Origin of the sequence: Micromonospora sp. NBC_00330 (genome assembly GCF_036136635.1) — a bacterium.
In the GTDB taxonomy this organism is placed as follows: Bacteria; Actinomycetota; Actinomycetes; order Mycobacteriales; family Micromonosporaceae; genus Micromonospora; species Micromonospora salmantinae.
This window is the reverse complement of sequence record NZ_CP108012.1, coordinates 731566-755471: the sequence shown is the minus strand read 5'-3', so window position 1 is coordinate 755471 and position 23906 is coordinate 731566. Positions and strand designations below refer to the sequence as shown.

Below are 23906 nucleotides of genomic sequence, written 5' to 3'. Positions count from 1 at the left end.
GTTGGGTTCGGCGCGGGGTCAGGTGTGGAAGCGGTTTTCTACCGCGGTGCGGGTGGGCATGGCGGTGGCGCCGCCCGGGGATTCGCAGACCAGGCCGGCGACCCGCAGCGCGAAGGCGACGCGGTCGGCCCAGCCCGACGGGCCCTCCGGCTCGCCGTCGACGAGCAGGTCGGCGATCAGCGCGGCCATCACGGAGTCACCCGCGCCGGTGGCGTCGATCGCGTCGACCTTGGGGGCCGGCACCCGGACCGGGTCGGCGTCGGCGGCGGCCAACACCGCACCGGCCGCGCCGAGCGTCACCACCACGGTTGCCGCCCCCAACTCACGCAGGTACACCGCCACCCCCTCTACCGGCTCACCGGGATAGAGCAGCACCGCGTCGGCGGCGCTCAGCTTGACCAGGTGCGCGCCGGCGGCGAACTCGGCCACCACCTCGCGCAGTCCTTCCAGCGCGGCCGGCCCGTTCAGCAGCCGGGGGCGTACGTTCGGGTCGAAGACCCGCAGACCGGCGGCGAGCGACCAGGCACGGCGGGCGGCGGCCAGCGTGTCGGGTCGGAGCAGCACTATCGAGCCGCAGTAGAGCACGTCGGCGCCCTCCAGCAGCGCCAGGTCCAGATCGTCGGGGCCGAGCAGTCCGTAGGAGGCCGGCTCGCCGTAGAAACGGAAGTCCGGCTCCGGCCCGGCGTACGTGACCACAGCGAGCGTGGTCGGCGCGGGGACCGTGATCGCGCCGGCCACCCCGACGTCGGCAGCGGTGAGGAAGGCGCGGATCCGGCCGCCCAGCGCGTCGTCACCGAGCGAGCCGACGAACTGTGCCGCACCGCCGAGTCGGGCCACCCCGACGGCGACGTTCAGCGGCCCGCCACCGATGGCCTGCCGATAGACCCGCTCCCCGTCGAGCTCGCTGTCGAGCAAATCGACGAGCGCCTCGCCGAGCACCACCGCGTATCCCATGCCGATCCTCTCGTCGTCGCCACCGGCCGCCGATCGCCGAGCCGACCTCCGTGGGACCAGGCTGGCACAGCGGACGGCCCGATGGGCGCCGAAGGCCACGCACCGACGTGCGCGCTACCCCGGCTGGTGGATCGGCCCGTCGAGCACCGCGAGGGGGCGACCGGTGCCGCCCCACCGGGCCGCGACGATCTGCGCGGCCACACTCACGGCGGTCTCCTCGGGGGTACGACCACCGAGATCCAGCCCGATCGGGGAGGCGAGCCGGGCGAGTTGCGCCGGGCTGAGCCCCGCCTCGCTCAGCAGCTTGTGTCGCTCGTCGTGGGTGCGTCGTGAGCCCATCGCGCCGACGTACGCCAGCGGGTGGCGCAGCGCCAGCTCCAGCAACGGCACGTCGAACCTGGGGTCGTGGGTGAGCACGCACAGCACCGTCCGCTCGTCGAGCCGATCGGCCGCCAACTCGGTACGCAGGTAGCGGTGCGGCCACTGCACCACCACCTCGTCCGCCTCGGGAAAGCGCCGCGCGGTGGCGAAGACGGGCCGGGCGTCGCAGACGGTGACCCGGTAGCCGAGGAACGCGCCGATCCGGGCCACCGCGGCGGCGAAGTCGATCGCCCCGAAGACGATCATGCGGGGCGGGGTGGCGTACGCGGTCACGAAGAGGCTGACGCCGCCGCCTCGGCGCTGCCCGTGGTACCCGTACCGGAGCATGCCGCTGCGTCCGGCGGCGAGCAGCCCGAGGGCGTCGGCGCGGGCGGCGTCGTCGATCCGGTCGTCGCCGAGCGAGCCGACGGACCGCTGGCCGGTCAGCACCAGCCGACGGCCGAGCCGCCGGGCCGGGTCGGTCGGTCCGGCACCCGGAGAACTGCCGGCGGGTGGATCGTCGTTGACGTCGGCGGCCACGCAGGTGACGATCGCCGCCGGGTGGCCGCCGCGGCGGGCGGCGGCGACCGCGTCCAGCGCCGGCAGGGCGCTCGCGTCGACGCGCTCCACGAACACGTCGAGGATGCCGCCGCAGGTCAGGCCCACTGTATACGCGTCGTCGTCGCTGATCCCGTAGCGGCACAGCTCGGGTTGGCCGGTGTCGAGCACCTGGCGGGCCCGTTCGTAGAGATCGGCCTCGACGCAGCCGCCGGAGACGCTGCCGATGACAGTGCCGTCGGTCGCGACCACCATGGCGGCGCCGGGTGGCTGCGGGGCGGAGTGCCAGGTGGCCACCACTGTGGCCAGCGCGACCGGCTCGCCGTCGCGGCACCGGCGGTGCACCTCGTCGAACACGTCCGGCACCGGCTGCCGCCTCTCCGTTCCCGCTCCCCGTACGCAGGATATGGCGTTCAACGGCGACCGGCGGGTCTTCTCATGCATCGAGGAACGACTATTGCGCTCGGCCGCCGCGGCGTGGTGGGATGACGCGTACCGGGCGGTGCGAGGGCTGCGGCGCCGCCGGTTGCCGGGTTGGTTAGACGCGAGGGCACCGGTCCAGGACAGGACCGTCGACGGCGCACGTCCACTGGCTGTTTTCCGCCGGGGCACGTCGCCGTGATCGTCGCACCGCTCACGACAGCGGGGCGATCACGCCACATCCCACCCGATTGCGGCGGGGCGGCTCAGCCAGCGCCCCTCGCGAGTCAGGAGAACCCGTGAACCGTTCCCGTATGGCCGCACTGCTCACCGCGGCCATGACCCTCGCGCTGGGCGTTGTCGCCCTGGCGTCCAATCCTCAGCCGGCCGCCGCGCACGGCGCGGCGATGACGCCGGGCAGCCGCACCTACCTGTGCTGGCAGGACGGCCGCAGCCAGACCGGTGAGATCAGGCCGAACAACCCCGCGTGCTCCGCGGCCGTGGCGCAGAGCGGGGCGAACTCGCTGTACAACTGGTTCAGCGTGCTGCGCTCCGACGCCGGCGGCCGGACCACCGGCTTCATCCCGGACGGGCAGCTGTGCAGCGGCGGCGCGACCGGCTTCCGCGGCTACGACCTGCCCCGCACCGACTGGCCGCTGACCCACCTGACCGCCGGGGCGCGGTTGGACTTCAAGTACAGCAACTGGGCGCACCACCCGGGCACGTTCTACTTCTACGTCACGAAGAACAGCTGGAGCCCGACCCGGGCGCTGGCCTGGAGTGACCTGGAGGAGCCGTTCCTGACGGTGACCAACCCGCCGCAGCGCGGCTCGGTCGGCAGCAACGACGGGCACTACTACTTCAGCGGCAACCTGCCGTCGGGTAAGAGTGGCCGGCACATCATCTACTCCCGCTGGGTCCGCTCGGACTCGCAGGAGAACTTCTTCGGCTGCTCCGACGTGACCTTCGACGGCGGCAGCGGCCAGGTCACCGGCGTGGGCCCGGGCGGTACGCCGACCGATCCGCCGACCGACCCGACCGATCCGCCGACCGACCCGACGGATCCGCCGACCGACCCGACCACCCCGCCGCCGTCCGGCGGTGACTGCATGGCCACCTACAAGGTGTCCAGCACCTGGCAGGGCGGCTTCCAGGGCGAGGTCACGATCATGAACCACGGCAGTACGCCGTTCGCCGGTTGGACAGCGAGCTGGACCTGGCCCAACGGGCAGGCGATCAGTCAGATCTGGGGTGCCACCCAGACATCTTCCGGCTCGTCGGTGACGGCGACGAACGTCGGTTACAACGGCACGGTCGCACCGAATGGCACCACGACGTTCGGCTTCCTGGCGAGTTCCACAGGAACCAACGGGCTCCCCACGGTCACCTGCGCCCGCCGCTAACCCCCACCCCACCACCACCCCTGAAATGATCAAGAGGTTTGCGTCACCGGAACCGCTCCGGATGACGCAAACCTCTTGATCAACAGGGTGGGGCAGGGTCAGCGGACCATGGAGCCGACCACGGGCTTCGTGAGCAGGGCGGACTGGTTGCGCTGGATACCCGGGTCGAGGGTCTTGGCCACGAAGATCGCGTGCCAGATGCAGAAGATCAGCACCGTCCACACCTTGCGGGAGTGGTCGGCCTCCTCCCGCTTGTGCTCGTCGAGCAGGCGCAGCGCGTACGACAGGTCGAGCAGGTCACCCGCGCCCGAGGTGCTGAGCACGTGCCGGGCCCACTCGTACATCTCGCCGCGCAGCCAGACCCGGGTGGGGGTCGGGAAGCCCAACTTCTTGCGGTTGACGATGGCCGGCGGCACGACACCCTGCAACGCCTGACGCATCGCGTACTTGGTGGCGTCGGAGCGCGGCGGCAACTTCAGGTCGACCGGAATCTTCGCCGCGACGTCGAAGACCTCCCGGTCGAGGAACGGCACCCGCACCTCCAGCGAGTGCGACATCGAGATCCGGTCGGCCTTGACCAGGATGTCGCCGCGCAGCCAGGTGTAGAGGTCGACGTACTGCATCTTGGTGACGTCGTCGAGCTCCGTGCACTCGGCGTAGATCGGGGCGGTGACGTCCGTGTAGCGCACCGAGGGGTCGTAGCGGCGCATCAGGTGCTGCTTCTCCTCCTCGGTGAACATCCGGGCGTTGCCGTAGTAACGCTCCTCGATCGGGGTGGTGCCACGCTCCAGGAAGCTCTTGCCCTTGACCCCCTGCGGGATCGCCTTGGAGACCGCGCGCAGCCCCTTCTGCACACCGCCGGGCAGACCGTTGACGGTGCCCAGCGACAGCGGCTCCCGGTAGATCGTGTAACCGCCGAAGAACTCGTCAGCGCCCTCGCCGGAGAGCACCACTGTGACGTGCTCGGCGGCCTTCTTCGCCACGAAGTAGAGCGGCACCAGCGCCGGGTCGGCCACCGGGTCGTCCAGGTGCCAGACGATCTTCGGCAACGCGTCGATCATGTCCTGCGGACCGATCTTGGTGGGGATCGTGGTGACGTCGAGGTGCCGGGCCGAGTCCTGGGCGACGTCGATCTCCGAGTAACCCGGCACGTCGTAGCCGACAGTGAAGGTAAGGATGTTCGGGTTGAACTCCCGCGCCAGCGCCACCACCGCTGTGGAGTCGATGCCACTGGACAGGAACGAGCCGACCGGCACGTCGGAGCGCATGTGCATGCGCACGCTCTCCCGCAGCGTCTCGCGGATCTCGTGGTACAGCTTCTGCTCGTCGTCGACCGGCGCCGGCCGGAACACCGGCCGGTACCACCGACGTACGTCGATCCGGCCGCCCGGGGTCCAGTTCAGGTACTCCCCGGAGCCGATCCGGCTGATGCCCTTGTGCAGGGTGCCGGGCTCGGGAACGTACTGAAGGGTCAGGTAGTGGCTCAGGTTCGCCGTGTCGACGCCCGCGTCGCCCTGGTAGTTGCTGTGCGCGAACGGCAGCAGCGCCTTCTTCTCCGAGGCCAGGTAGAGGCCGTCGGCGGTCTCCAGGTAGTGCATCGGCTTGATGCCGAAGTAGTCGCGGGCACCGAACGCCCGGCGTTCCTGCCGGTCCCAGATGACGAAGGCGAACATGCCCCGCAGCCGGGTGAGCACCTGCTCACCCCAGAAGTGGTAGCCCGCGACGATCACCTCGCCGTCACCGGCGGTGGCGAACTGGGCACCGAAGTTTCTGATCAACTCCTCGCGAAGCTCGATGTAGTTGTAGATCTCGCCGTTGAAGGTCAGCAGGTAACGGCCGTTCGCGTAGGGCAGTGGCTCGTGGCTCGACGCGACGTCGATGATGGCCAGCCGCTTGTGGGCGAACACGCCGTCCGCGTACCGGCCGGAGGCGTCGCCGACCACCTCGACCCCGGTCTCGTCAGGGCCGCGGTGATGCAGGCATTCCAACGCTCCGGCGATGTGGTCGCGATGCGCGGCGGCGTTGCCGTTCGCGCTGAAGAAGGCCAGAAGTCCGCACATGGTGGCCATCTTTCCACGCGCGCTGTCGGCCCTTGCAGCCGTCCGTCGATCCACCCGACTCCCAGGGGGCGTTACCGCCAACCGGACGCGCGGTACCGTCGGGACCAGCAACGAAGCGGAGGGAGCGGCGCAATGACCGAGGGACAGACCGACGGTACGCCGACGGACGGTACGGAATCGCACGATCCGGACTTCCCGGAGGCGTTCCTGTCCTTCATGCGGCAGGGCTGGAGCGACACCGCGCTCCCCGTGACGCCCCGCCCGGAGACGCCCAACTACGCCAAGCGGCGGGCGGCCATCTCGGCGGCCTTCCCCGGCGAGACGCTGGTGATCCCCACCGGCACCGAGAAGGTCCGGGCCAACGACACCGACTACCCGTTCCGGCCGGGCAGCGACTTCGCCTACCTGACCGGCGACCACGACGCCGACAGCGTCCTGGTGCTGCGCCCGAACGGCTCGGGGCACGACGCGACGCTGTACATGCGGCCCCGGTCCTCCCGGGAGACCGACGAGTTCTTCCGCAGCCGCAACGGCGAGCTGTGGGTGGGCCGGCGGCACACCCTCGGCGAGAAGTCGACCGAGCTGGGCCTACCCACCGCTGACCTGACCGGCCTGGAGGCGACGCTCGCCGACCTGGCTCCGGGGCGTACCCGGGTGTTGCGCGGTTTCGACGCCCAGGTGGACGCGGCCGTCCGCTCCTACGACGGTCCCCGCACCGAGGGCCAGCCGGCCCGGGACCGTGAGCTGGCCATCGCCATCTCGGAGATGAAGCTGGTCAAGGACGAGTGGGAGATCGGCCAACTCCAGGACGCGATCGACGCCACCGTGCGCGGCTTCGAGGATGTCGCCCGGATCCTGCCGGCCGACCGGGCGGTCTCCGAGCGGCTGCTGGAGGGCGTCTTCGCGCTGCGGGCCCGCCACGACGGCAACGACGTCGGGTACAGCTCGATCGTCGGTGCCGGCGAGCACGCCACGATCCTGCACTGGGTGCACAACCACGGCGCCACCCGACCGGGTGACCTGCTGCTGATGGACATGGGTGTCGAGGGCCGCAACCTCTACACCGCCGACGTCACCCGGGTCCTGCCGGTGAGCGGCCGGTTCACCGCGCTTCAGCGCCAGGTCTACGACATCGTGTACGCCTCGCAGCAGGCCGGCATCGAGGCCATCCGCCCCGGGGTGAAGTTCAAGGACGTCCACCTGACCTGCATGCGGGTGCTCGCCGAGGGCCTGTCCGAGCTGGGTCTGCTGCCGGTGAGCGTGGACGAGGCGATGGACGAGAAGTCGACCGTCTACCGGCGGTGGACGCTGCACGGCTTCGGCCACATGCTGGGCATCGACGTGCACGACTGCTCCAACGCCCGCAAGGAGACGTACCGCGACGGCGCGCTGGGCGAGGGCTACGTGCTCACCGTCGAGCCCGGTCTGTACTTCCAGCCGGAGGACGAGCTGGTCCCCGCCGAGCTGCGCGGTGTGGGCATTCGGATCGAGGACGACGTGCTGGTCACCGCGACCGGCGCGGTCAACCTGTCGGCCGGGCTGCCCCGCACCTCCGACGAGGTGGAGACCTGGCTGGCCGAGCAGCGCGAAGCCGGCCCCCGCCTGCCCGGCTAGCCTGCCTGCCCGCCTGGGGCTGGCGGATCAAGCCCGCCCCTGGCCCGCCCACCCCTGGCCGCCGCCCCTTCTTGAGGGCTGGCGGCCAGGGGTTTCTTTCGTGATCACCCCAGCCCCAGCAACGTTCGGTGTTGCGCTGCTCGGGACCTTTCCACCGGCCCGGACCGGTTGGCCTCCCTCACCTGACCTGCGCCGAATGCGTGGTTGTCTCGGATAAGTCCGCATCGCGAAGATGGTTCTCATACGGTGTGGATCAGAGGCTACAACCCATTTGTAGCTGGTCGTGGCGCCTCGGGCGGTGCGATCCCGTCTGGTAGCAGGAAAGGGCGGAAGGCTCTGATGTCCAACGACGTAACGAGTACCGACGGCGGGGCCTCGACAGCTCCGCCAACACGGCGAAGGCGGGCGCTCTGGGTCGCCGGCGTGGCCGGGCTGACCGGCGTGGTTGGCCTGGCGGCCCTCGGCGGCGTCGCCGCGCGGGACGACAAGCCGAAGTCCGACCAGGTGTCGGACGCGCAGCCGTCGACCAACCGGCAGACCGTCAGCGACGACGGCGGCGCGAACAAGGACGGCGCCAAGGACGACGGCGGTCAGGACGACGAGTGGAGCGGCGACGGCTGGAGCGGCTTCGACGACCGGTCCGGCAAGGATGGCAAGGACCGCGAGAACGGCAAGGACGGCAAGCACGACGAGAAGGACCGCACCAAGCAGGTCCCGTGCGACTCCGACAAGCTGATTCAGGCGATCACGTTCGCCAACAACGAGGACGGCGGCGTGCTGGAGCTGGCCAAGGGCTGCACCTACACCCTGACTCGCAACCAGGACGGCAACGGCCTCCCGGTGATCACCGAAAACATCACCCTCAAGGGTGAGCACACCACCATCGGCCGCGAAGCCACTGCCGACTACTTCCGCATCCTCAACGTCGGCGCCGGCGGGTACCTCACTCTCAAGGGCCTGAGCATCAGGGGTGGCCAGACCCTTCAGTCCCCGATAACCGTCGACCCGGCGACGGTCTGGGCGCCGTACTCGGCCCAGGTCCGCTCGACAGTGGCCGAGCCACCGGCCGCGGCGGCGCCCGCCGCCAAGCCGGCCGCGAAGGCCGCGGCCAAGGCCGCGCCCGCAAAGCCGGCCGCGAAGGCAGCGCCGGCAAAGCCCGCAGCGGCAGCAACCAAGGCCGCCCCGACTGCCACCAAGGCCGCCACGGCCAAGCCGGTAGCCGCGGCGGCGAAGCCGGTGGGTGCCGGTACGGCGGTGGTTCCGCTGGTTGAGCAGCCTGGGTTCACCGACGGCGCCGGGGTGCTGGTGCAGCCCGGTGGTCGCGCGGAGATCCTGGACAGCGAGTTGCTCTACAACCAGTCCGGCGGCAACGGCGGCGGGTTGGCCAACTTCGGCAGCACCAGGCTCAGCAAGACGACTGTCGCGCACAACACCGCCTTCTTCTTCGGCGGCGGCATCTTCAACGCCGGCGTACTCCAGGTCGACGAGTCGAAGATCAAGGACAACACCGGGATCATCGGCGGCGGTGGCATCTCCAACGGTGCGGCGCGGATCTTCACGGAGGACGTCGACGGCGGCTCGGTCTGGGTCTACAAGAGCGAGATCACCGACAACGAGACGCTCGGCTTCGGCGGCGGCGTCCTGGATGTCGAGGGCACCACGACGCTGCACCAGACGACGGTCAGTGACAACACCGCGCTCCTCGCCGGTGGCGGCGTCGCGGTGGCCGACAGCCAGCTCACCCTCAAGGACGCCACGGTGGTCAAGAACAGCACCGCTGGCGTGGGTGGCGGCCTGGCCGTGACCTTCGACAGCGTCGCGACGATCGAGAGCAGCAGGATCAGTGACAACACCGCCGGCTTCTTCGGTGCCGGCCTCTACAACGAGGACAGCGTCACCACGCTGCGCGAGAGCGAGGTGACGGGCAACCGGGCCGTCGGTCCGTTCGGTAGCGGCGGTGGCATCTACAACACCGACGGTGGCGAGGTCAGCCTCCACCGGACGAAGGTGACGCACAACTTCGCCACGCTGCCGCCCGGCGGGATCTCCAACGGCCTCTTCAGCTTCGTGCGGCTGGACGACGAGTCCGTGGTGTCCGCCAACCGCCCCACCAACTGCCTGAACGTTCCCGGGTGCTTCTGACCGGAACGGGTGGCTGAACCACATAGAGGGCGCGCCCCTTCGAGCCGTGACCGGCTCGGAGGGGCGTACCCATTTGGGCAGGTCAGGCGCGTGCAGACCGGCTTGGGCGGGCGCGTGTCGGTCCGGGCCCTACTGGGGGCAACATGAACCGAATGTGGGCTTCTCTCGGATAAGCCCGCGAGGCGAGGAACCTTCTCATACGGTGGTTTTGGGAGCTACAACCGATTTGTAGCAGGGGACACCCGTCTGACGGCGGCGACCCTGTCTGGTACGAGGAGAGGGCAGAGAGCTCCGATGTCCAACTACCTAACGAACAAAGAAGCCTCCGGGCGGGCGACGGCCAAGAGCCGCCGCAAGCTCTGGCTCGCCAGTGGCGTGGCCGGTTTGACGGGCGTGATCAGTCTCGCGGCGGTGGGCGTCGCGGGCAGCGCCGGAGCGGTCGGCCTCAACTGGAACACCGCGCAGGTCAGCAAGGACGGCGACCAGCGAGGTGACGAGGCGCGCGACTGGGACAAGGGCGAGGACAAGAACCGGGACGACAAGAACCGGGACAAGGACAAGGACAAGGACCACGAGCGCGGGAAGGAGGTGCCCTGCGACACCGACAAGCTGATTCAGGCGATCGTGTTCGCCAACAACAAGCACGGCGGTGTGCTGGAACTGGCCAAGGGCTGCACCTACAACCTGACCCGCAACGACTACCAGGGCAACGGCCTGCCGGTCATCACCGAGCGGATCACGCTCAAGGGCGAGCACACCACGATCTCTCGGGAAGCCACTGCGGACTACTTCCGCATCCTCAACGTCGGCGCCGGTGGTCACCTCACAATCAAGGGCCTGACCATCAAGGGTGGCCAGACCCTGGAGCTGTACAACAGCGTCGAGCCGGCGGCCGTCTGGGCGTCGTACTCGGACTCCGAGGCGATCGCGGCGCAGGTGAAGGCGGGCGTCCCGCTGAACCAGGCGCTCACCGCCCGTCAGGCCAACCCGAAGGCGGGCCTGACGGCGACGCCGAAGGTGACGCCCAAGGCCGCGCCGACCGCGAAGGCGGGCGTCGTCACGCCGCTCGTGGAGTACCCGGAGGCCACCGACGGCGCCGGAATCCTGGTTCAGCCGGGTGGCACCGCCGAGATCCTGGAGTCCGAGGTCGTCCTGAACCAGTCGGGCGGCAACGGTGGTGGTGTGGCCAACTTCGGCACCACGAAGATCTGGCACAGCACCGTCACCCGTAACACCGCCTTCTTCTTCGGTGGCGGCGTCTTCAACGCCGGCCTGCTCAAGGTCGAGGAGTCGAAGATCACGGACAACACGGCCATCATCGGTGGTGGCGGTATCTCCAACGGGGCCGCGCGGATCTTCAGCGACGACGTCGACGGCGGAACGGTCGAGCTCAAGAAGGCCGAGATCACCGACAACGAGACGCTGGGCTTCGGTGGTGGCTACCTCGACATCGAGGGCAACACCACGGCGTACGAGACCAAGTTCGTCTCGAACACCGCGGTTCTCGCCGGTGGCGGTCTCGCTGCGGCGGACAGCCAGCTGAACCTGCACAACGCCACGATCGAGAAGAACAGCACCGCCGGTGTCGGTGGCGGTGTGGCCATCGCCTTCGACAGCGCGGTCACGTTCGAGAAGAGCAGCATCAAGGACAACACCGCCGGCTTCTTCGGCGGCGGGCTCTTCAACGTCGGCAGCGTCACCACGCTGCGCGACAGCGAGGTTGTCGGCAACCGGGCCATCGGCCCGATCGGGGTCGGCGGCGGCATCTTCAACATCTTCGGCCAGGTCAACCTGTCGAAGACGAAGGTCGCCCACAACTTCTCCACCTTCGAGCCGGGCGGTGTCTTCAGCTTCTTCGGAGACGTGAACGTGGACGACAAGTCCGCCATCACCGCGAACCGTCCGACCAACTGCCTGGCCATCCCGGGCGGCACGATCGAGAACTGCTTCGCCTGATCGATCGCCCTCGGGTGACGACGACTCAGCACCCTCGGGTGACGACGGCGTAGCGCCAGCACAACGGACCGGCCCCCTTCCGCGAGACGCGGAAGGGGGCCGGTTCACGTCACTTCTGGACGAAGACCGCCACGCTGCGCGCCGGTACGGTGAACGTGCCGGCCGCCCTGTCGAACGAGGCGGTACGCAGCACCGGGTCGGCCGAGTCGACAAGCACCGGGTGCAGTGCCACGTCCGCTCCACGCAGTCCGGTCAGCGTCTGGTCCGTCGCCGACGGGGTGCTGTTGAAGACGACTGTCAGCGACTTCCACTGCCCGCCCAGCCCACTGGCGTCCAGGGTCATGGTCAGCACACCCGGCGTCTCCTGCGCGCCGGACAGCGGGAACGCCACCCGCCGCTGCACCTGCTCGGCGGTGGCCAGCCCGAACACCGGCGACGACGCCCGGATGCGCAGCAACTCGGCGTACCGGGCGTCGGTCGTGTTGATCGCCGCGCAGTCCGGCACCAGTGCCGGATCGGCCAGCAGCGGCTTCGCGTACGACCACTTGTCCTCGTTGTCGGGCGCGGGCGGCAGACCGGCACCGAACCCGTTGCCCTGTTCACAGCCCCAGCGGATCTGGTTGAACCAGTCACCGGAGTTGTACGAGTTGCGGTCCAACGACTTCGACCGCAGCCGTTCGGTGCCGGAGGTGACGAACCCGGTGCCCTGTCCCAGCACCACGGTGCCCAGCGCCAGCACCTGCATCCGTGAGCGGTCCGCCGCCGTCGTGGCCTGCGGCAGTTTGTACGCCAACGCGTCGTACAGGATCTCGTTGTCGTGCGCGTCGGCGTAGGTGACGGCCTCCCCGGGCGCGGCGGTGTAGCCGGCCGGGGAGCCGTTGTAGTCCACCTGCGCCCCGGTGACCTCACGCCCGGCGGTGTCGGTGAACCGGTACCCGCGCAGGTTGCCGGTGAGCCCCACCTTGATCAGGTCGTGGGCGTGCAGCAGCCGGGCCTTCTGCTCGGCCGGTGACCCGTTGACCGCGTCGCCGTTCGGGTCGGTGTAGAGCCCGGAGGCGAAACCCTGCACCCGGGGATTGGCGTCGAACGGCCCGCCGCCGCGCACCGCGTCGCGCAGCCGGTCGTTGAAGGTGCCGATGCCGGTGCCGGCCATGTTGGCCTGGGTGGCCTGGACGAAACGAGCGTCGTTGGCGACCTCGCCGAAGTTCCAGCCCTCGCCGTAGAGCATGATCGCCTTGCCGTCCACGCCGTCGCGGGCGACGGTGAGCCGGTCCAGTGCCGCCCGGACGGCCAGGATGTTCGCCTTCGGGTGGTGGCCCATCAGGTCGAAGCGGAAGCCGTCCACCTTGTACTGCCGGGCCCAGGTGACCAGCGAGTCGACCACCAGCCTGCCCATCATGGCGTGCTCGGGGGCGGTGTTGGCGCAGCAGGTGGAGTTGGCCACAGTGCCGTCCTCCAGCAGCCGGTGGTAGTAGCCGGGCACGATCTGGTCGAGCACCGACTTCGCGTCGGTGCCGGCCGCCGACGTGTGGTTGTAGACCACGTCCATGACGACCCGCAGCCCGGCGTCGTTCACCCCGGCGACCATCCGCCGGAACTCGGTGGTCCGCGCCGCGCCGAGCGGGTCGACGGCGTAGCCGCCCTCGGGCACCGTGTAGTGCAGCGGGTCGTACCCCCAGTTGTAGCCGTCGGTTTCGGCGACTGCCGCCACGCACTTCTGCTGCTCGGCCGAGTCCGGCGGCAGCGCCGCCAGGTCGCAGGCCGGCTCGCGCTGGTCGGCCCGCTTCTCGGGGATCGTCGCGAAGTCGAACGCCGGCAGCAGGTGCAGGTGGGTGACCCCGGCGTCGCCGAGCGCCCGCAGGTGGGTCATGCCGGCGGTCTTCCGGTCGGTGAACGCGAGGAAGGTCCCCCGCCGCTCGGCCGCCACTGTGTCGTCGGCGATGGAGAAGTCCCGCACGGACAGCTCGGTGATCTGCGCCTTCGCGGCCGGCACCGGTGCCGGTTTGTGCAGCGTGCGCCACCCTGGGGGTGCCAGCGCCGGATCGTTCAGGTCGACGAGTTGGCTGTGCGTGGAGTCGGCGGCGAGGGCCACCGAGTACGGGTCGGTCACCGACGCGGTGACCATCCGCTGCGCCGCCGGCTGCCACGCCCGCACCTCGTACCGGTAGAACGTGCCGGTCCAGGTGTGGTCGCCGCGCACCGACCAGACGCCGGTGCGGTCGTCGCGGCGCATCGGCACCGTCTTCGGCGCGGCGGTGGGCGAGTCGAACAGGTGCAGGCGCACGCTCTGGGCGGTCGGCGCCCACAGCGCGAGGCTCGGCGTCCGGCCCGCGAACGTGGGCCCGAGGGTGGCGTCGGTCGCCCGGGAGTAGACGTCGTCGAGCACGCCCGGGATCTGCACGCCGGTCGCGGAGAGCAGCGCGCCCTCGGCGTCGCGTTCGGTGACCAGCAGCTGCCCCCGCAGCGCCGCCGGGACCTTGGCCAGGTCCGCCCGGTCCAGGGCGAAGCTACGGTACGACCACAGGTGCGGGAACCTGTCGCGTTGGGCCTCGGTGAGCCCGTTGCGCTGCGCCCGCAGAGGCAACGTCGTGTACGTGCCGGTCAGCTCGCCGTCGACCACGCTGACCCCGCCGGTGGGCGCGGTGACCAGCGCGTACGTCTTGCCGTCGGTCGGCGGGGTCTGCCACGCCACTGTGGACCTGTCGATCCAGTGCGCCTTCTGCTTGCCGATGTCGGTGTCTCCGCTGGCGGTGGTGGCCGTCGACGGCAGCAGGCGGCCCGGCGTGGCGGCGAGCAGCCACACCTCCCGGCCGGCGCTGGCGAAGTCGAGCCGCTGGTCGTCGGGCAGGTCCTTGGTGTCGCCCTGGTGGATGATGTAGTTCAGGCCGGTGGCACCGGCCGCCAGCGGCACTCGGAACACCGCCCCGAACGCGTCGACGGAGGTCGGCCGCAGCGGGGCGGACCACTCGGTCGGGTTGGCCGCGCCGTCCCACAGGTGCAGGCCCCAGCCGTCGTAGTTGCCGTCGGCCCGCCGATAGTGGAGCACGGCGGTGCCCTCCTCGACCGGCGGCTCCGGTTCACCGGCAGCCGCCTGCCTGCTCGGGTAGATCGCCGGGTCGCCCTGCTTGAGCCAGATCTCGCCGGTCCGGGTGACGTCGATGCTGCGGTCCTGGGCGACGTCCTTCGTACCAGCCTTGTCGACAACCAGGAAGTTCACCGACGTCGCGCCCGGCTTGAGTTTCACCCAGGCGAACCGGCCGTAGGAGTCCTCCCCGGCGAACGGCTGCCCCTTCGGCCACTCGGTGACGTACGCCGGGTCGACGTCCCCCCAGGCGTACAGCCCCCAGTCGTCGTACCCCCCGGCCGGACGCTGGTAGTGCACCACCGCCCACTCCCGGGAGCTGCCCTGCGCCGGAGTCCCCACCACGGCGGTGGACCGGGCGGTGGCGGTACGACCCCGGCCGTCGCGGACCACCGCCTTGTACTCGACACGGGTGCCGCCGGCCAGGCCGGTCAGGTCGTGCTGCACGGTGTACGGGGCGTGGTCGGCGCTGCCCAGCAGCGTCCACCGGCCGCCGGCCACCCGCGCCGCGACGGTGACGGTGGCCAGTGGGTCGCCGGTCACCCGCGCGGTGACCGCCGCCCGGGTGGCTACCGCCGCGTCCGGGACCGGGCTGGTGATGGTGATGGTCGGCTTGTCGGCCGCCGGTGCGATGGGGCTGCCGGCCCGGTACACCGCCGCCGACAGCGGCGGCACGGTGAGGGTCAGTTCGCCGTTGTCGTTTGCCTCTTTGCTGTCCGAGCCGCCGTAGATGCCGGTGAAGGTGGCGCCGGCCGACCAGGTGTCCACAGTGACAGTCTGCGCGGAGTCGGCGTTGTTCACGGCCACCACGTACTCGGTGCGGTCGGCCGGGGCGATCCGGGAGGCGGCGAAGACGCCCGGCCCGTCGTCCGCGTAGCGGGTGACCTGCACGCCGTCGCGCAACGCCGGGTGGGCCTGGCGCAGCCGGCCCAGGTCGGCGATGGTCCGGTACAGCGGGTGGGTCGTGTCGAACTGGTCGCTGGCGTGCGTACGGTCGGTGCCGAGCAGGTCGTCGTCGAGGTAGTCGGGAACCGTCGACGCGAACATGTCCTGGCGGGCGTCCTTGTCCCCGCCCGGGCCGGTGAAGCCCTGTTCGTCGCCGGAGTAGACCACCGGCTGGCCACGGGTCAGGAACATCAACTGGTGCGCGAGCTGGTCACGACGCAGGTGACTCGCCGGGTCGCTGCCACCACCGGCGATGAACGATCCGATCCGGCCCATGTCGTGGTTGCCGAGGAAGGTGGTCAACCGGCCCGCGTCGGTGTCCCGGGCGGCGTAGAGGTCGTCGCGGGCGTACACGTCGGCGAGCGCCTTCGCGGAGCCGGCGCCGGCGGTGAAGCCCCGCGCGGCCTCCTGGAAGGCGAAGTCGAGGGTGGCCGGCAGGCCACCCTGGCGGACGTAGCTGGAGCTGATCTCCGGGTCGGCGCTGTACACCTCGCCGAACATGAAGAAGTCCTTCTTGCCGGCCTTCTCCGCAGCCCGCTCGATGCCCTGGCTGAACTGCGGCCAGAAGTCCATGTTGACGTGCTTGACGGTGTCCAGTCGGAAGCCGTCGACGCCTGTCGCGCCGATCCAGTCCCCGTACGCCTTGGTCAGGCCCCGGACCACCTCGGGACGCTCGGTCCACAGGTCGTCGAGGCCGAAGAAGTCGCCGTACTCGCTGTTCTCGCCGGCGAAGGTGGAGTCACCCCGGTTGTGGTACATGGTGGCGTCGTTCAGCCAGGCCGGGACCTTGACGCTCGCGTCCTTCGGTTCGGCGAACGTCGGCGTGTACGGGAAGGACTCCTTGTCGACCGGCGGGAACGCCCGGGAGCCGTCGGCGTAGTTGCGGTCCTCGAACGCCCGGCCCTGCGCGTCGGTGTACGGCGCTGTCGCCTTGTCCACGTACGCGTACTTGTCCTCGGCGTACTTGATCACGTCGGCGGTGTGGTTGACGATCACGTCAAGATAGATCTTGAGGCCGCGCTGGTGGGCGAGCTTGACCAGCCGCTTCATCTCTTCCATGGTGCCGAAGTGCGGGTCCACCTGGGTAAAGTCGGTGATCCAGTAACCGTGGTAGCCGGCCGAGACGTCGTTGCCGGCACCCTGCACCGGCCGGTTCTTGAAGATCGGGGCGAGCCAGATGGCAGTGGTGCCCATCCCCTGGATGTAGTCCAACTTGTCGATGACGCCCTTGAGGTCGCCGCCGTGGTAGAAGCCCTTGTCGGTCGGGTCGAGGCCGGTCCGCAGCCGGTCGCCCGTGAGGCCGCCCCGGTCGTTGCGGGGGTCGCCGTTGGCGAACCGGTCCGGCAGGACGAAGTAGAACTGCTCGGCCCGGGCGGAGTTGCCGCCGGCCTTCAGCAGCGCCTCGGCGGTGGGTTCGGCACGCCACTGGGTCGCGCCGCCGATCGCGAGTGGGGCGCCGTCGGACGGGCGGGGGCCCGCGGCGGCGGGGTGCACGGCGACCGGAGCGCCGACGAGCGTGACGGTGAGCAGGGAGACAAGGGCCAGCAGGGCGGTGCGCGGTATCGGCGGGGGTTTCATCGACGCCTTCCTCTGGTCGCTGATTGGCCGCACGCTAACCCTTGCCGAAACATTCTGCAATACCTTGCAAACACGGTCGCAACAAAGCAGCATCCTTGCGGAAGCGCCGCTCAGAGCCCGCTGCAGCGACCTCCATCCACAGTGCACTCCCGCGGAGTGCTGGGCGCCCGCTCCATGTGGAACCGCAACGACACCGAACCACCGGGCGACACGTCGACCCCGCTGACGTACGTGAAGCCGTCGTCGAACTGGCGAACCGTCCCCTGTGGGACGCCCTCCACCCAGGCGGTCACCAGCCGTCCACCGGAGAACTCCAACCGCACCGTCCAACCGCGGCTCCGGGTGGACGTGTTGACCATCGCCACCTCGCCGATGAAACCGCCGTCGAAGCTCTGCACCACCCGGTACCGCCCCGTCATCGCCGGCTGCTCGGGCGCAGCCCGGCTCGGGGCCCGCGTCGCCGGCGGCTTCTCGATCGGACCGACAGTCGGGTCGGCCGATGGTGACCCGGACCCGGCCGCGCCGCTCGGCGGCAGCCCACTCGCACGGCCGGATATCCCCGGCAGCACCGGCGCCGGAGACGGCACCGAGGTGGGCACGCTCGGTGCCACCACCGCGGACGGCACCGGCAGCGCCGGCGGTTGCGCGCCGTCCGGCGCGGGGCTACGTCCCCGGTACGCGCCCAGGGCCACGATGAGCAGGACCACCATCACGACGACACCGGCGCCGACCACGATCCAGGGCGACGTGGCGATCGCCACCGGACCGTGTGGCGGGCGCGGAACACGGCGCATGCCGGACATGTACCTCCTTCAGCGGACCGTCCGCGCAGCGTAGCGATCGGCGGCCCGGCCCGGAAAGCCTTGGCGGCGCGGCGGCCCAGCGGTGCGGCGGTCCAGCGGTGCAACGGTTTAGCTGTGCGGCGGTGTGGCGGTGCGGCGGTGTGGCGGTGCGGCGGTGTGGCGGTTTAGCGGTGTGGCGGTGCGGCGGTGTGGCGGTTTAGCGGTGCGGGGCTGGCTCAGCCGATCCGGCAGTCGACGCCGTTGACAGTGCACTTGACCGGTCGCTGCGCCGAGTCACCCCAGCCGACGCGCAGCCGCAGCGTCCGAGAGTCACCCGCATCCAGCGAACGGGTGCCGCGCAACACGAACTCCCCGTGCCCGCGCCCCCGCACCGAGACGCCCGAGTCATCACTCACTCGCAGAGTCCAGGTGTCGTCGTCGAACACCAACTCCACCTGCCAGTCCATCGACCGACTCGACTCGTTGGCGATCGCCAACACCGCCGCGTCACCGTCCCAGCCGTTCGAACCGACCTCGTAGCGGGCGCTGACCGTGTCGTCCGCCGACGGCGCCATCAGGACGCTCGTCCGCCCCGGAGTCGGCGAGCCGGTCACGGTGGCCCGCGGTGACGGCGTCCGACTGCTGCGCGACGGTCGCGGCGACACCGAGCGCCGCTCGACAGCGGCCGGAGTCGGCCCACCGGTTGCCGAGGCGGCGGCAGGCACGGTCGGCAGGAACGCCGGAGGCGCGGCCTGCGGCGGCGTGTCCCGCTCCCTCGTCCGAAACGACAACAGCGCGATCACCAGGAGCACCACCAGCGCGCACACACCGAGCAGCACCACGATCCACGGCACCGACGCCAACACCCGCGCCGCCCGTGAATCTGCCGCACCGTCCGGCCGCACCGCCATCAGGTCTCCCCTCGTCCCCACCGACGCGACAGCGTAGCCAGCGCCGCACGGACCGGAAACCGGGCGGGTACGGATCGGACCGACCGGCCCCCGTCGGTCAGCCCGTCCGGACGACAGTGCAGATCAGTGGTCCGTCATCCGAGATACGCAGCAGGTACCGGTACCGCTCCCCCGGCACCGCCTGCCCCCGGCTGTCCAGGAACTCCCACTCCACCGCCACCATCGTCAACAGCGCGGACACCGGCTGCACGTCCTCGATCCGGGCGTGGGCCGCTACCAACTCCCGATCCTGGTAGTCGGGTGCGGCGCCCACGAAGGACAGCGCCACCGCCGCCGCGGACGTGAACGAGAAGCTGTAGGTGTCGGCCACCACCAGCCCCGGCAGGGCGTAGCAGCCGGCGATGGCCGGCAGGTCGCCTGAGGTCAACGCCACGCCGTACCGGTCGAAGAAGTCGGCCAACGTGTCAAGATCCGTGGAGGCGTTCACGGTCACAGCAATTGCCGGTCACCGCACGGGTCAAACCTCAGCGCGGCGGTACCTGAACCTCGATCTCGGAACCCAACCGGGCGTCGGCGGCCAGACCCAGGTCGTCCCCACTCCAGAACCGCCCCGGGTCATACCAGTTCGGACGCCGACCCGCCGGCAGCAACCCCATTGCCTCGTAGGTCACCGCCACCACCTCGGCGCAGTACGCCGTCTCCAGCGCCCGGTCCCGCTCCCCCGCCGATCGGGCCGAGCTGATCGAGCCGGAGGGGTTGGCGCGGTCGGCCGGGCTGGGGCGGTTGGCGCGGTCGGCCGGGGTGGCACGGTCGGTCGGGTTGGCACGGTCGGCCGGGGTGGGGCGAGGTGCCGGCTGGCCGAGGCGTGACAGCGCCGACAGCCCACCGAGGTGCGGCAGCGCGGGAAGCCGGCCGGGGCGCGGCAGCGCCGGCACCCGACCCCGCACCCAGCGCCACGCCAACTGGGCGGTCGACGGGAACGGCGTGCCGTCCAACCGCGCGATCGTCCGCAGCACCGCCCGCTCCATCTCCGCGTCGGCCGGCGGGTCGAGCTGCCGCAGCCAGGCGCGTTGGCCGTACCGGTTGGCCCAGACGCAGACCGCGTCCCGCAGGTCGTGCAGCTGGACGCCGCGTTGGTGGCCGCCCGACCACAGGTCCGGCAAGGACCTGCCCAACTCCGCGTGCCACATCAGCGGCGGCATGTCGTCCAGCACCACAGCCATCCCGACGTGGTTCACCGGGCTGTTGGTGGTGAACTGGATCGCCCGGTCGGGCACGCTGCGACCCCGGAACACCCACACGTCACCGGTGCGGGTCAACTCGACGGCCTCATCCAGGCTGATGCTCATGAGGGTCTAGCCTAGGCCGATGCGGCAACGAATGCGGTGGTGGAAGGTTCTCGGGCTGGCCGGGCTCGCCGGAGTCGCGGCCTCCGGTGTGGTCATCGCGCGGGCCGAACGGCGTCGGCGCGCGTACACCCCCGAGGAGATCCGGCAGCGACTGCTGGAGCGGCATGCCCAGGCCAGCGACGCCGCGAAACCCGGCGACCCGACCTGATCCACCGTCCTCTGTAGATCATCGTTGGGGCAGCCGGGCAGGTCGATGATCGATACGATGAGGTCATGACGACGCCCGTCGCACAGCGGCCCTTCGTCCTGTCCATCCCGGCCGCGCCGGTCGAACGCCACGGCAACGTCGACCTGCACCTGCCCACCCACACCGGTCCCGCGCCCGCTGTCGTGGTGGTGCACGGCGCTCCGCTGCCACCGGACGCGCCCGACCCCCGCGACTGGTTGCTCTACCGCGGCTACGGCGCGCTGCTCGCCGCGAGCGGCGTGGTCACCGCGCTGGTCAGCTACCAGGTGTCCGACCTGTCTGCGCTGCCCGCCGCAGCCGACGACATCGCCGCGATGGTCGAGCAGGTCCGCGCCGATCCACGGGTCGACCCCGAGCGGGTGGTGCTGTGGTTCTTCTCCGGCGGCGGCCTCTTCGCGGCCGACTGGCTACGCGTCCCACCGCCATGGCTACGCGGGATCGCACTGACGTACCCGCTGCTCATCCCTTTCCCCGGCTGGGAGGTCGACGCTCGGTTCCTGCCGGTCGAGGCACTCAGCTCCGGCACAGGCGTGCCACTGGTGCTGACACGCGCCGGCCAGGACATCCCGCCGGTCCTGGCCGGCATCGACGCGTTCCTCCCCGCAGCGACCGCCCAGGACTGGCCGATGCAGGTGATCGAGGTACCGGACGGCCAGCACTCCTTCGAAATCCTCAACCACGGCCCGCAGTCCGAGGCAGCCGTCCTGGCCGCCCGCGACGCGGTCCTGAAGCTCCTCGACGCAACCTGACCACCCTCGCCCGCCCTCCCACCCCGCATGCTTGTGTTCGATCCCTGGATGCATCGGCCCCGGGCTCGGCCCGGCTCGGCTCGGCCCGGCTCGGCCCGGCTCGGCCCGGCTCGGCCCGGCTCGGCCCGGACCGCCCCCGGATGATCGTGCTCGATCCTGGATGTAGTGGCGTCGTGGCGTAACGGGGGGCCTCCTTCCTGGTTCGAGCGCGATCATCCGGGCCGCGAGGTTCCGTACGGCCCCTTGTCACCTGGCCGGGCCAGTCCGCACGGCACCCTGCCCCGGTCAGCACGGTCAGAGCCGCGCGAACGGCGCAGACCAACATGATCGACTCGCCTTTCATGAAGTCGGGGCATCCCGGGCTCCCGGACCCCGCGATTTTCAGGAACCCGAGTCGATCATTCCGCCGTGGCCGCCATGCCGGGTTTGCGTGCAGCGCTGACCCCGGCTTTCGGCTCGATCCCGGGCGGTCCTGCGCCGAGTCGGGCCGGTCCGCACCGCGCACGAACCTCAGACCGAGCCGATCCGCGCTGTACTGACCCAGAGTCGGCCCCGGTTGGGCGCGCGAAGGGCGCAGACGGGCGTGATCCACTCGGGTTTCATGAAGTCGGGGGATCCCCGACGCCGGGACACCGCGACTTTCAGGAACCCGAGTCGATCACCCCGCTGCGGCCGCCGGGTCCGTATCGTCGGGCGGGCGCGGTGGGTGGGTTGTCTGGTTTGACCGTTGGTGTCGGGTGGTCGGGGCCACCCCGACGGCGGAATCGGCGGCCGGGCCGGGTCGTTATACCTGGCAGAGCACCGCAACAGGCCGGGTCACGGTGCGCCGACCCCGCCGGGAACCGCCGCCAGGCCCTCCCGCCGCGAACAGCCGCCGGGAACACCCGGCAAGCCGCTCCGGTTACACCCCCCCGCGCCGCCGAGCACCACAACGGCCCGGCACGGCAGCCGCCGGGAACACCCGCCAGGCCGCCCCGGTTACACCCCCCGCGCCGCCGAGCACCACCTGCCCGAGCGTTACAACGGCCGGGCATCGCCGCCGCTGGGAACACCCGGCCGGCCGCCCCGGTTACACCCCCCGAACGGCCGAGCACCACAACGGCCGACGGGTAGGCGGAATGACCTGCCACCGGCACCCGTTACACCCTGTCCCGACGCCGACCCCCTGTCGTGGGTCGCCGGGCAGAACCCCCTTGAACTTCCCCCCGCACGGTCGCAGTACCCCCGTTGAGTGCCGTGCGGGATACCCCCGATGCAGAGGAGCACGCCATCATGCGTACCGATCTGATCCGTAAGACCGCCCTCACCGCCGCCGGCCTCGCCTTCACCGGAGGCGCCATCGCCGGCCCCGTCACCACCGCCTTCGCCGCACCCACCACCACCAAGGCGGCCACCCAAACCCAGACCGACCGCAAGAGCCACGGCGAGCGCGAGCTCGGCGTGCGCTACGAGGCGCAACCGAACTTCTACTACTGCGGACCCGCCGCCACCCGAAACGCCCTGTCCGTGCAGGGCAAGAACATCAACGTCGACGACATGGCCAAGGAAATGGGCACCACCGAAGCCGGCACCAACTCCATCAACGACATCACCCCCGTGCTGAACAAGGAAACCGGCAAGACCAACGCCTACCGGTCCGTGGAAATCAGCACCCCCGACGCCGATGCCAAGCAGACCGACACCCTGCGCGCCGACATCGTCAAGACCGTCGACGACGGCCGCGCCGTAGTCGCCAACATCGCCGGCACCAGCACCGACACCAACGGCAACACCCACTCCTACGAGGGCGGGCACTACATCAGCGTCGTCGGCTACCGCGACAACGGTGACTCGGTGAAGATCGCCGACTCCGCCGACCCGAACACCGCCTCCTACTGGATCAGCGTCGAACACCTCGCCGACTGGATCGCCACCCGCGGCTACGCCACCAGCTGACCCCACACACACCCACAGCACATGACCGAAGGGCCGGACCCCCACGAGGGTCCGGCCCTTCGACATGCCTAGGTCAGTCCTCGCCCGTGCGGATCGGCTCGACGCCGGGGGCCACCACAGCCGCCTGACCGCCGGATGGCGCCGCAACAGACTGACCGCCCGAAGCCGCCCCAGCCGACTGACCGCCGGAAGGCACCTCGCCCATCGTCATGTCAGAGGCGCCGTCGGCCGACGTGACGCGGTGGGCGCGGCGGCGCAGCCACCAGGTGCTGCCGAGCCCGGCGAGCACCGCGAGGACCAACCCGGCCCAGGAGATGTCCTTCAGCCAGTGTTCGGCCGCCCGGCCGACGGAGTACAGCAGGTACGTCGTGCCGAAGGCCCAGACCAACCCGCCGGCCGCGTTGGCCACCAGGAAGCGGCGGTACGGCACGTGCAGCGCCCCGGCGAGCGGCCCGGCCAGAATCCGCAGCAGTGCCACGAACCGGCCGAAGAAGACCGCCCAGACGCCGTGCCGCGCGAAGCTCTGTTCGGCACGGGCGAGCTGCGCCGGGCCGAGGTGCTTGGGGAACCGTCTGCCCAGCCGGGCGAGCAGCGGACGACCGCCGCGTCGGCCGACGGCGTACCCGACGGAGTCGCCGACGATGGCGCCGAACGCCGCGGCGCTGGCCACCCACTCCGGCTCGACCACTCCGGTGGCGGCGAGCAGTGCGGAGCTGACCAGGACGATCTCGCCGGGCAACGGGACGCCCATGCTCTCCACGCCGATCACGCCGGCGACGAGCAGGTAGACCACGCCCGGAGGCAGCGCCGAGAGCCAGTGCTGAACGTCGATCACTCGGCACCCCTTCCGAATCGGCCCCG

At 70.6% G+C, this 23906-nt stretch carries 16 protein-coding genes; 7 read left to right on the top strand and 9 right to left on the bottom strand.

Annotated elements, in window-relative coordinates; translation table 11 throughout:
- Positions 1-18: 18 nt before the first annotated feature.
- Positions 19-954, bottom strand: a complete 936-nt coding sequence (locus OG598_RS03485; protein WP_328652986.1) for a carbohydrate kinase family protein — start codon at positions 952-954, stop codon at positions 19-21.
- Between the two features lie 114 nt (positions 955-1068).
- Positions 1069-2238 (bottom strand): XdhC family protein, encoded by a 1170-nt coding sequence (locus tag OG598_RS03480; RefSeq protein WP_328652985.1) that lies wholly within the window; start codon positions 2236-2238, stop codon positions 1069-1071.
- A gap of 368 nt (positions 2239-2606) precedes the next feature.
- On the opposite strand from OG598_RS03480, the gene OG598_RS03475 reads away from it, so the two are divergent.
- Positions 2607-3695 (top strand): lytic polysaccharide monooxygenase, encoded by a 1089-nt coding sequence (locus OG598_RS03475; protein ID WP_328655261.1) that lies wholly within the window; start codon positions 2607-2609, stop codon positions 3693-3695.
- A 98-nt stretch (positions 3696-3793) separates the two neighbouring features.
- On the opposite strand, the gene asnB is transcribed toward OG598_RS03475, so the two are convergent.
- Positions 3794-5755 (bottom strand): asparagine synthase (glutamine-hydrolyzing), encoded by a 1962-nt coding sequence (gene asnB / locus OG598_RS03470; protein ID WP_091405235.1) that lies wholly within the window; start codon positions 5753-5755, stop codon positions 3794-3796.
- Between the two features lie 132 nt (positions 5756-5887).
- Between asnB and OG598_RS03465 the strand changes: the two genes are divergently transcribed.
- From OG598_RS03465 to OG598_RS03455, 3 genes are all read left to right on the top strand, one after another.
- Entirely contained in the window at positions 5888-7369 is a 1482-nt protein-coding gene (locus OG598_RS03465; protein WP_328652984.1) for an aminopeptidase P family protein, read from the top strand.
- A gap of 339 nt (positions 7370-7708) precedes the next feature.
- A complete protein-coding gene (locus OG598_RS03460; RefSeq protein WP_328652983.1) occupies positions 7709-9511 on the top strand; it encodes a right-handed parallel beta-helix repeat-containing protein in 1803 nt (600 codons plus the stop codon).
- 294 nt (positions 9512-9805) lie between these two features.
- On the top strand, positions 9806-11467 hold the full coding sequence (locus tag OG598_RS03455; protein WP_328652982.1) for a hypothetical protein: 1662 nt from the start codon (positions 9806-9808) through the stop codon (positions 11465-11467).
- A gap of 109 nt (positions 11468-11576) precedes the next feature.
- On the opposite strand, the gene pulA is transcribed toward OG598_RS03455, so the two are convergent.
- The 5 genes from pulA to OG598_RS03430 all read right to left on the bottom strand — a co-directional run bounded on the left by pulA (position 11577) and on the right by OG598_RS03430 (position 20114).
- Positions 11577-17072 (bottom strand): pullulanase-type alpha-1,6-glucosidase, encoded by a 5496-nt coding sequence (gene pulA, locus OG598_RS03450; protein WP_328652981.1) that lies wholly within the window; start codon positions 17070-17072, stop codon positions 11577-11579.
- A gap of 110 nt (positions 17073-17182) precedes the next feature.
- Complete coding sequence (locus tag OG598_RS03445) at positions 17183-17875, bottom strand: cellulose binding domain-containing protein (protein WP_328652980.1); 693 nt, start codon at positions 17873-17875, stop codon at positions 17183-17185.
- A 215-nt stretch (positions 17876-18090) separates the two neighbouring features.
- The gene (locus OG598_RS03440) at positions 18091-18765 is read right to left on the bottom strand and encodes a hypothetical protein (RefSeq protein WP_328652979.1); all 675 of its coding nucleotides are present in this window, start codon (positions 18763-18765) and stop codon (positions 18091-18093) included.
- A 97-nt stretch (positions 18766-18862) separates the two neighbouring features.
- Positions 18863-19252 (bottom strand): hypothetical protein, encoded by a 390-nt coding sequence (locus OG598_RS03435; RefSeq protein ID WP_112675108.1) that lies wholly within the window; start codon positions 19250-19252, stop codon positions 18863-18865.
- Positions 19253-19289: 37 nt separating this feature from the next.
- A complete protein-coding gene (locus OG598_RS03430) occupies positions 19290-20114 on the bottom strand; it encodes a hypothetical protein (protein WP_328652978.1) in 825 nt (274 codons plus the stop codon).
- Between the two features lie 19 nt (positions 20115-20133).
- On the opposite strand from OG598_RS03430, the gene OG598_RS03425 reads away from it, so the two are divergent.
- From OG598_RS03425 to OG598_RS03415, 3 genes are all read left to right on the top strand, one after another.
- Positions 20134-20322 carry a hypothetical protein gene (locus OG598_RS03425; protein WP_238671532.1) on the top strand — a complete coding sequence of 63 codons (189 nt, stop codon included), beginning with the start codon at positions 20134-20136 and terminating at the stop codon, positions 20320-20322.
- Positions 20323-20387: 65 nt separating this feature from the next.
- Positions 20388-21110, top strand: a complete 723-nt coding sequence (locus tag OG598_RS03420) for an alpha/beta hydrolase (RefSeq protein ID WP_328652977.1) — start codon at positions 20388-20390, stop codon at positions 21108-21110.
- Positions 21111-22382: 1272 nt separating this feature from the next.
- The gene (locus tag OG598_RS03415) at positions 22383-23045 is read left to right on the top strand and encodes a C39 family peptidase (protein WP_328652976.1); all 663 of its coding nucleotides are present in this window, start codon (positions 22383-22385) and stop codon (positions 23043-23045) included.
- A 73-nt stretch (positions 23046-23118) separates the two neighbouring features.
- On the opposite strand, the gene OG598_RS03410 is transcribed toward OG598_RS03415, so the two are convergent.
- Positions 23119-23880 (bottom strand): DedA family protein, encoded by a 762-nt coding sequence (locus OG598_RS03410; protein WP_328652975.1) that lies wholly within the window; start codon positions 23878-23880, stop codon positions 23119-23121.
- Positions 23881-23906: the final 26 nt, after the last annotated feature.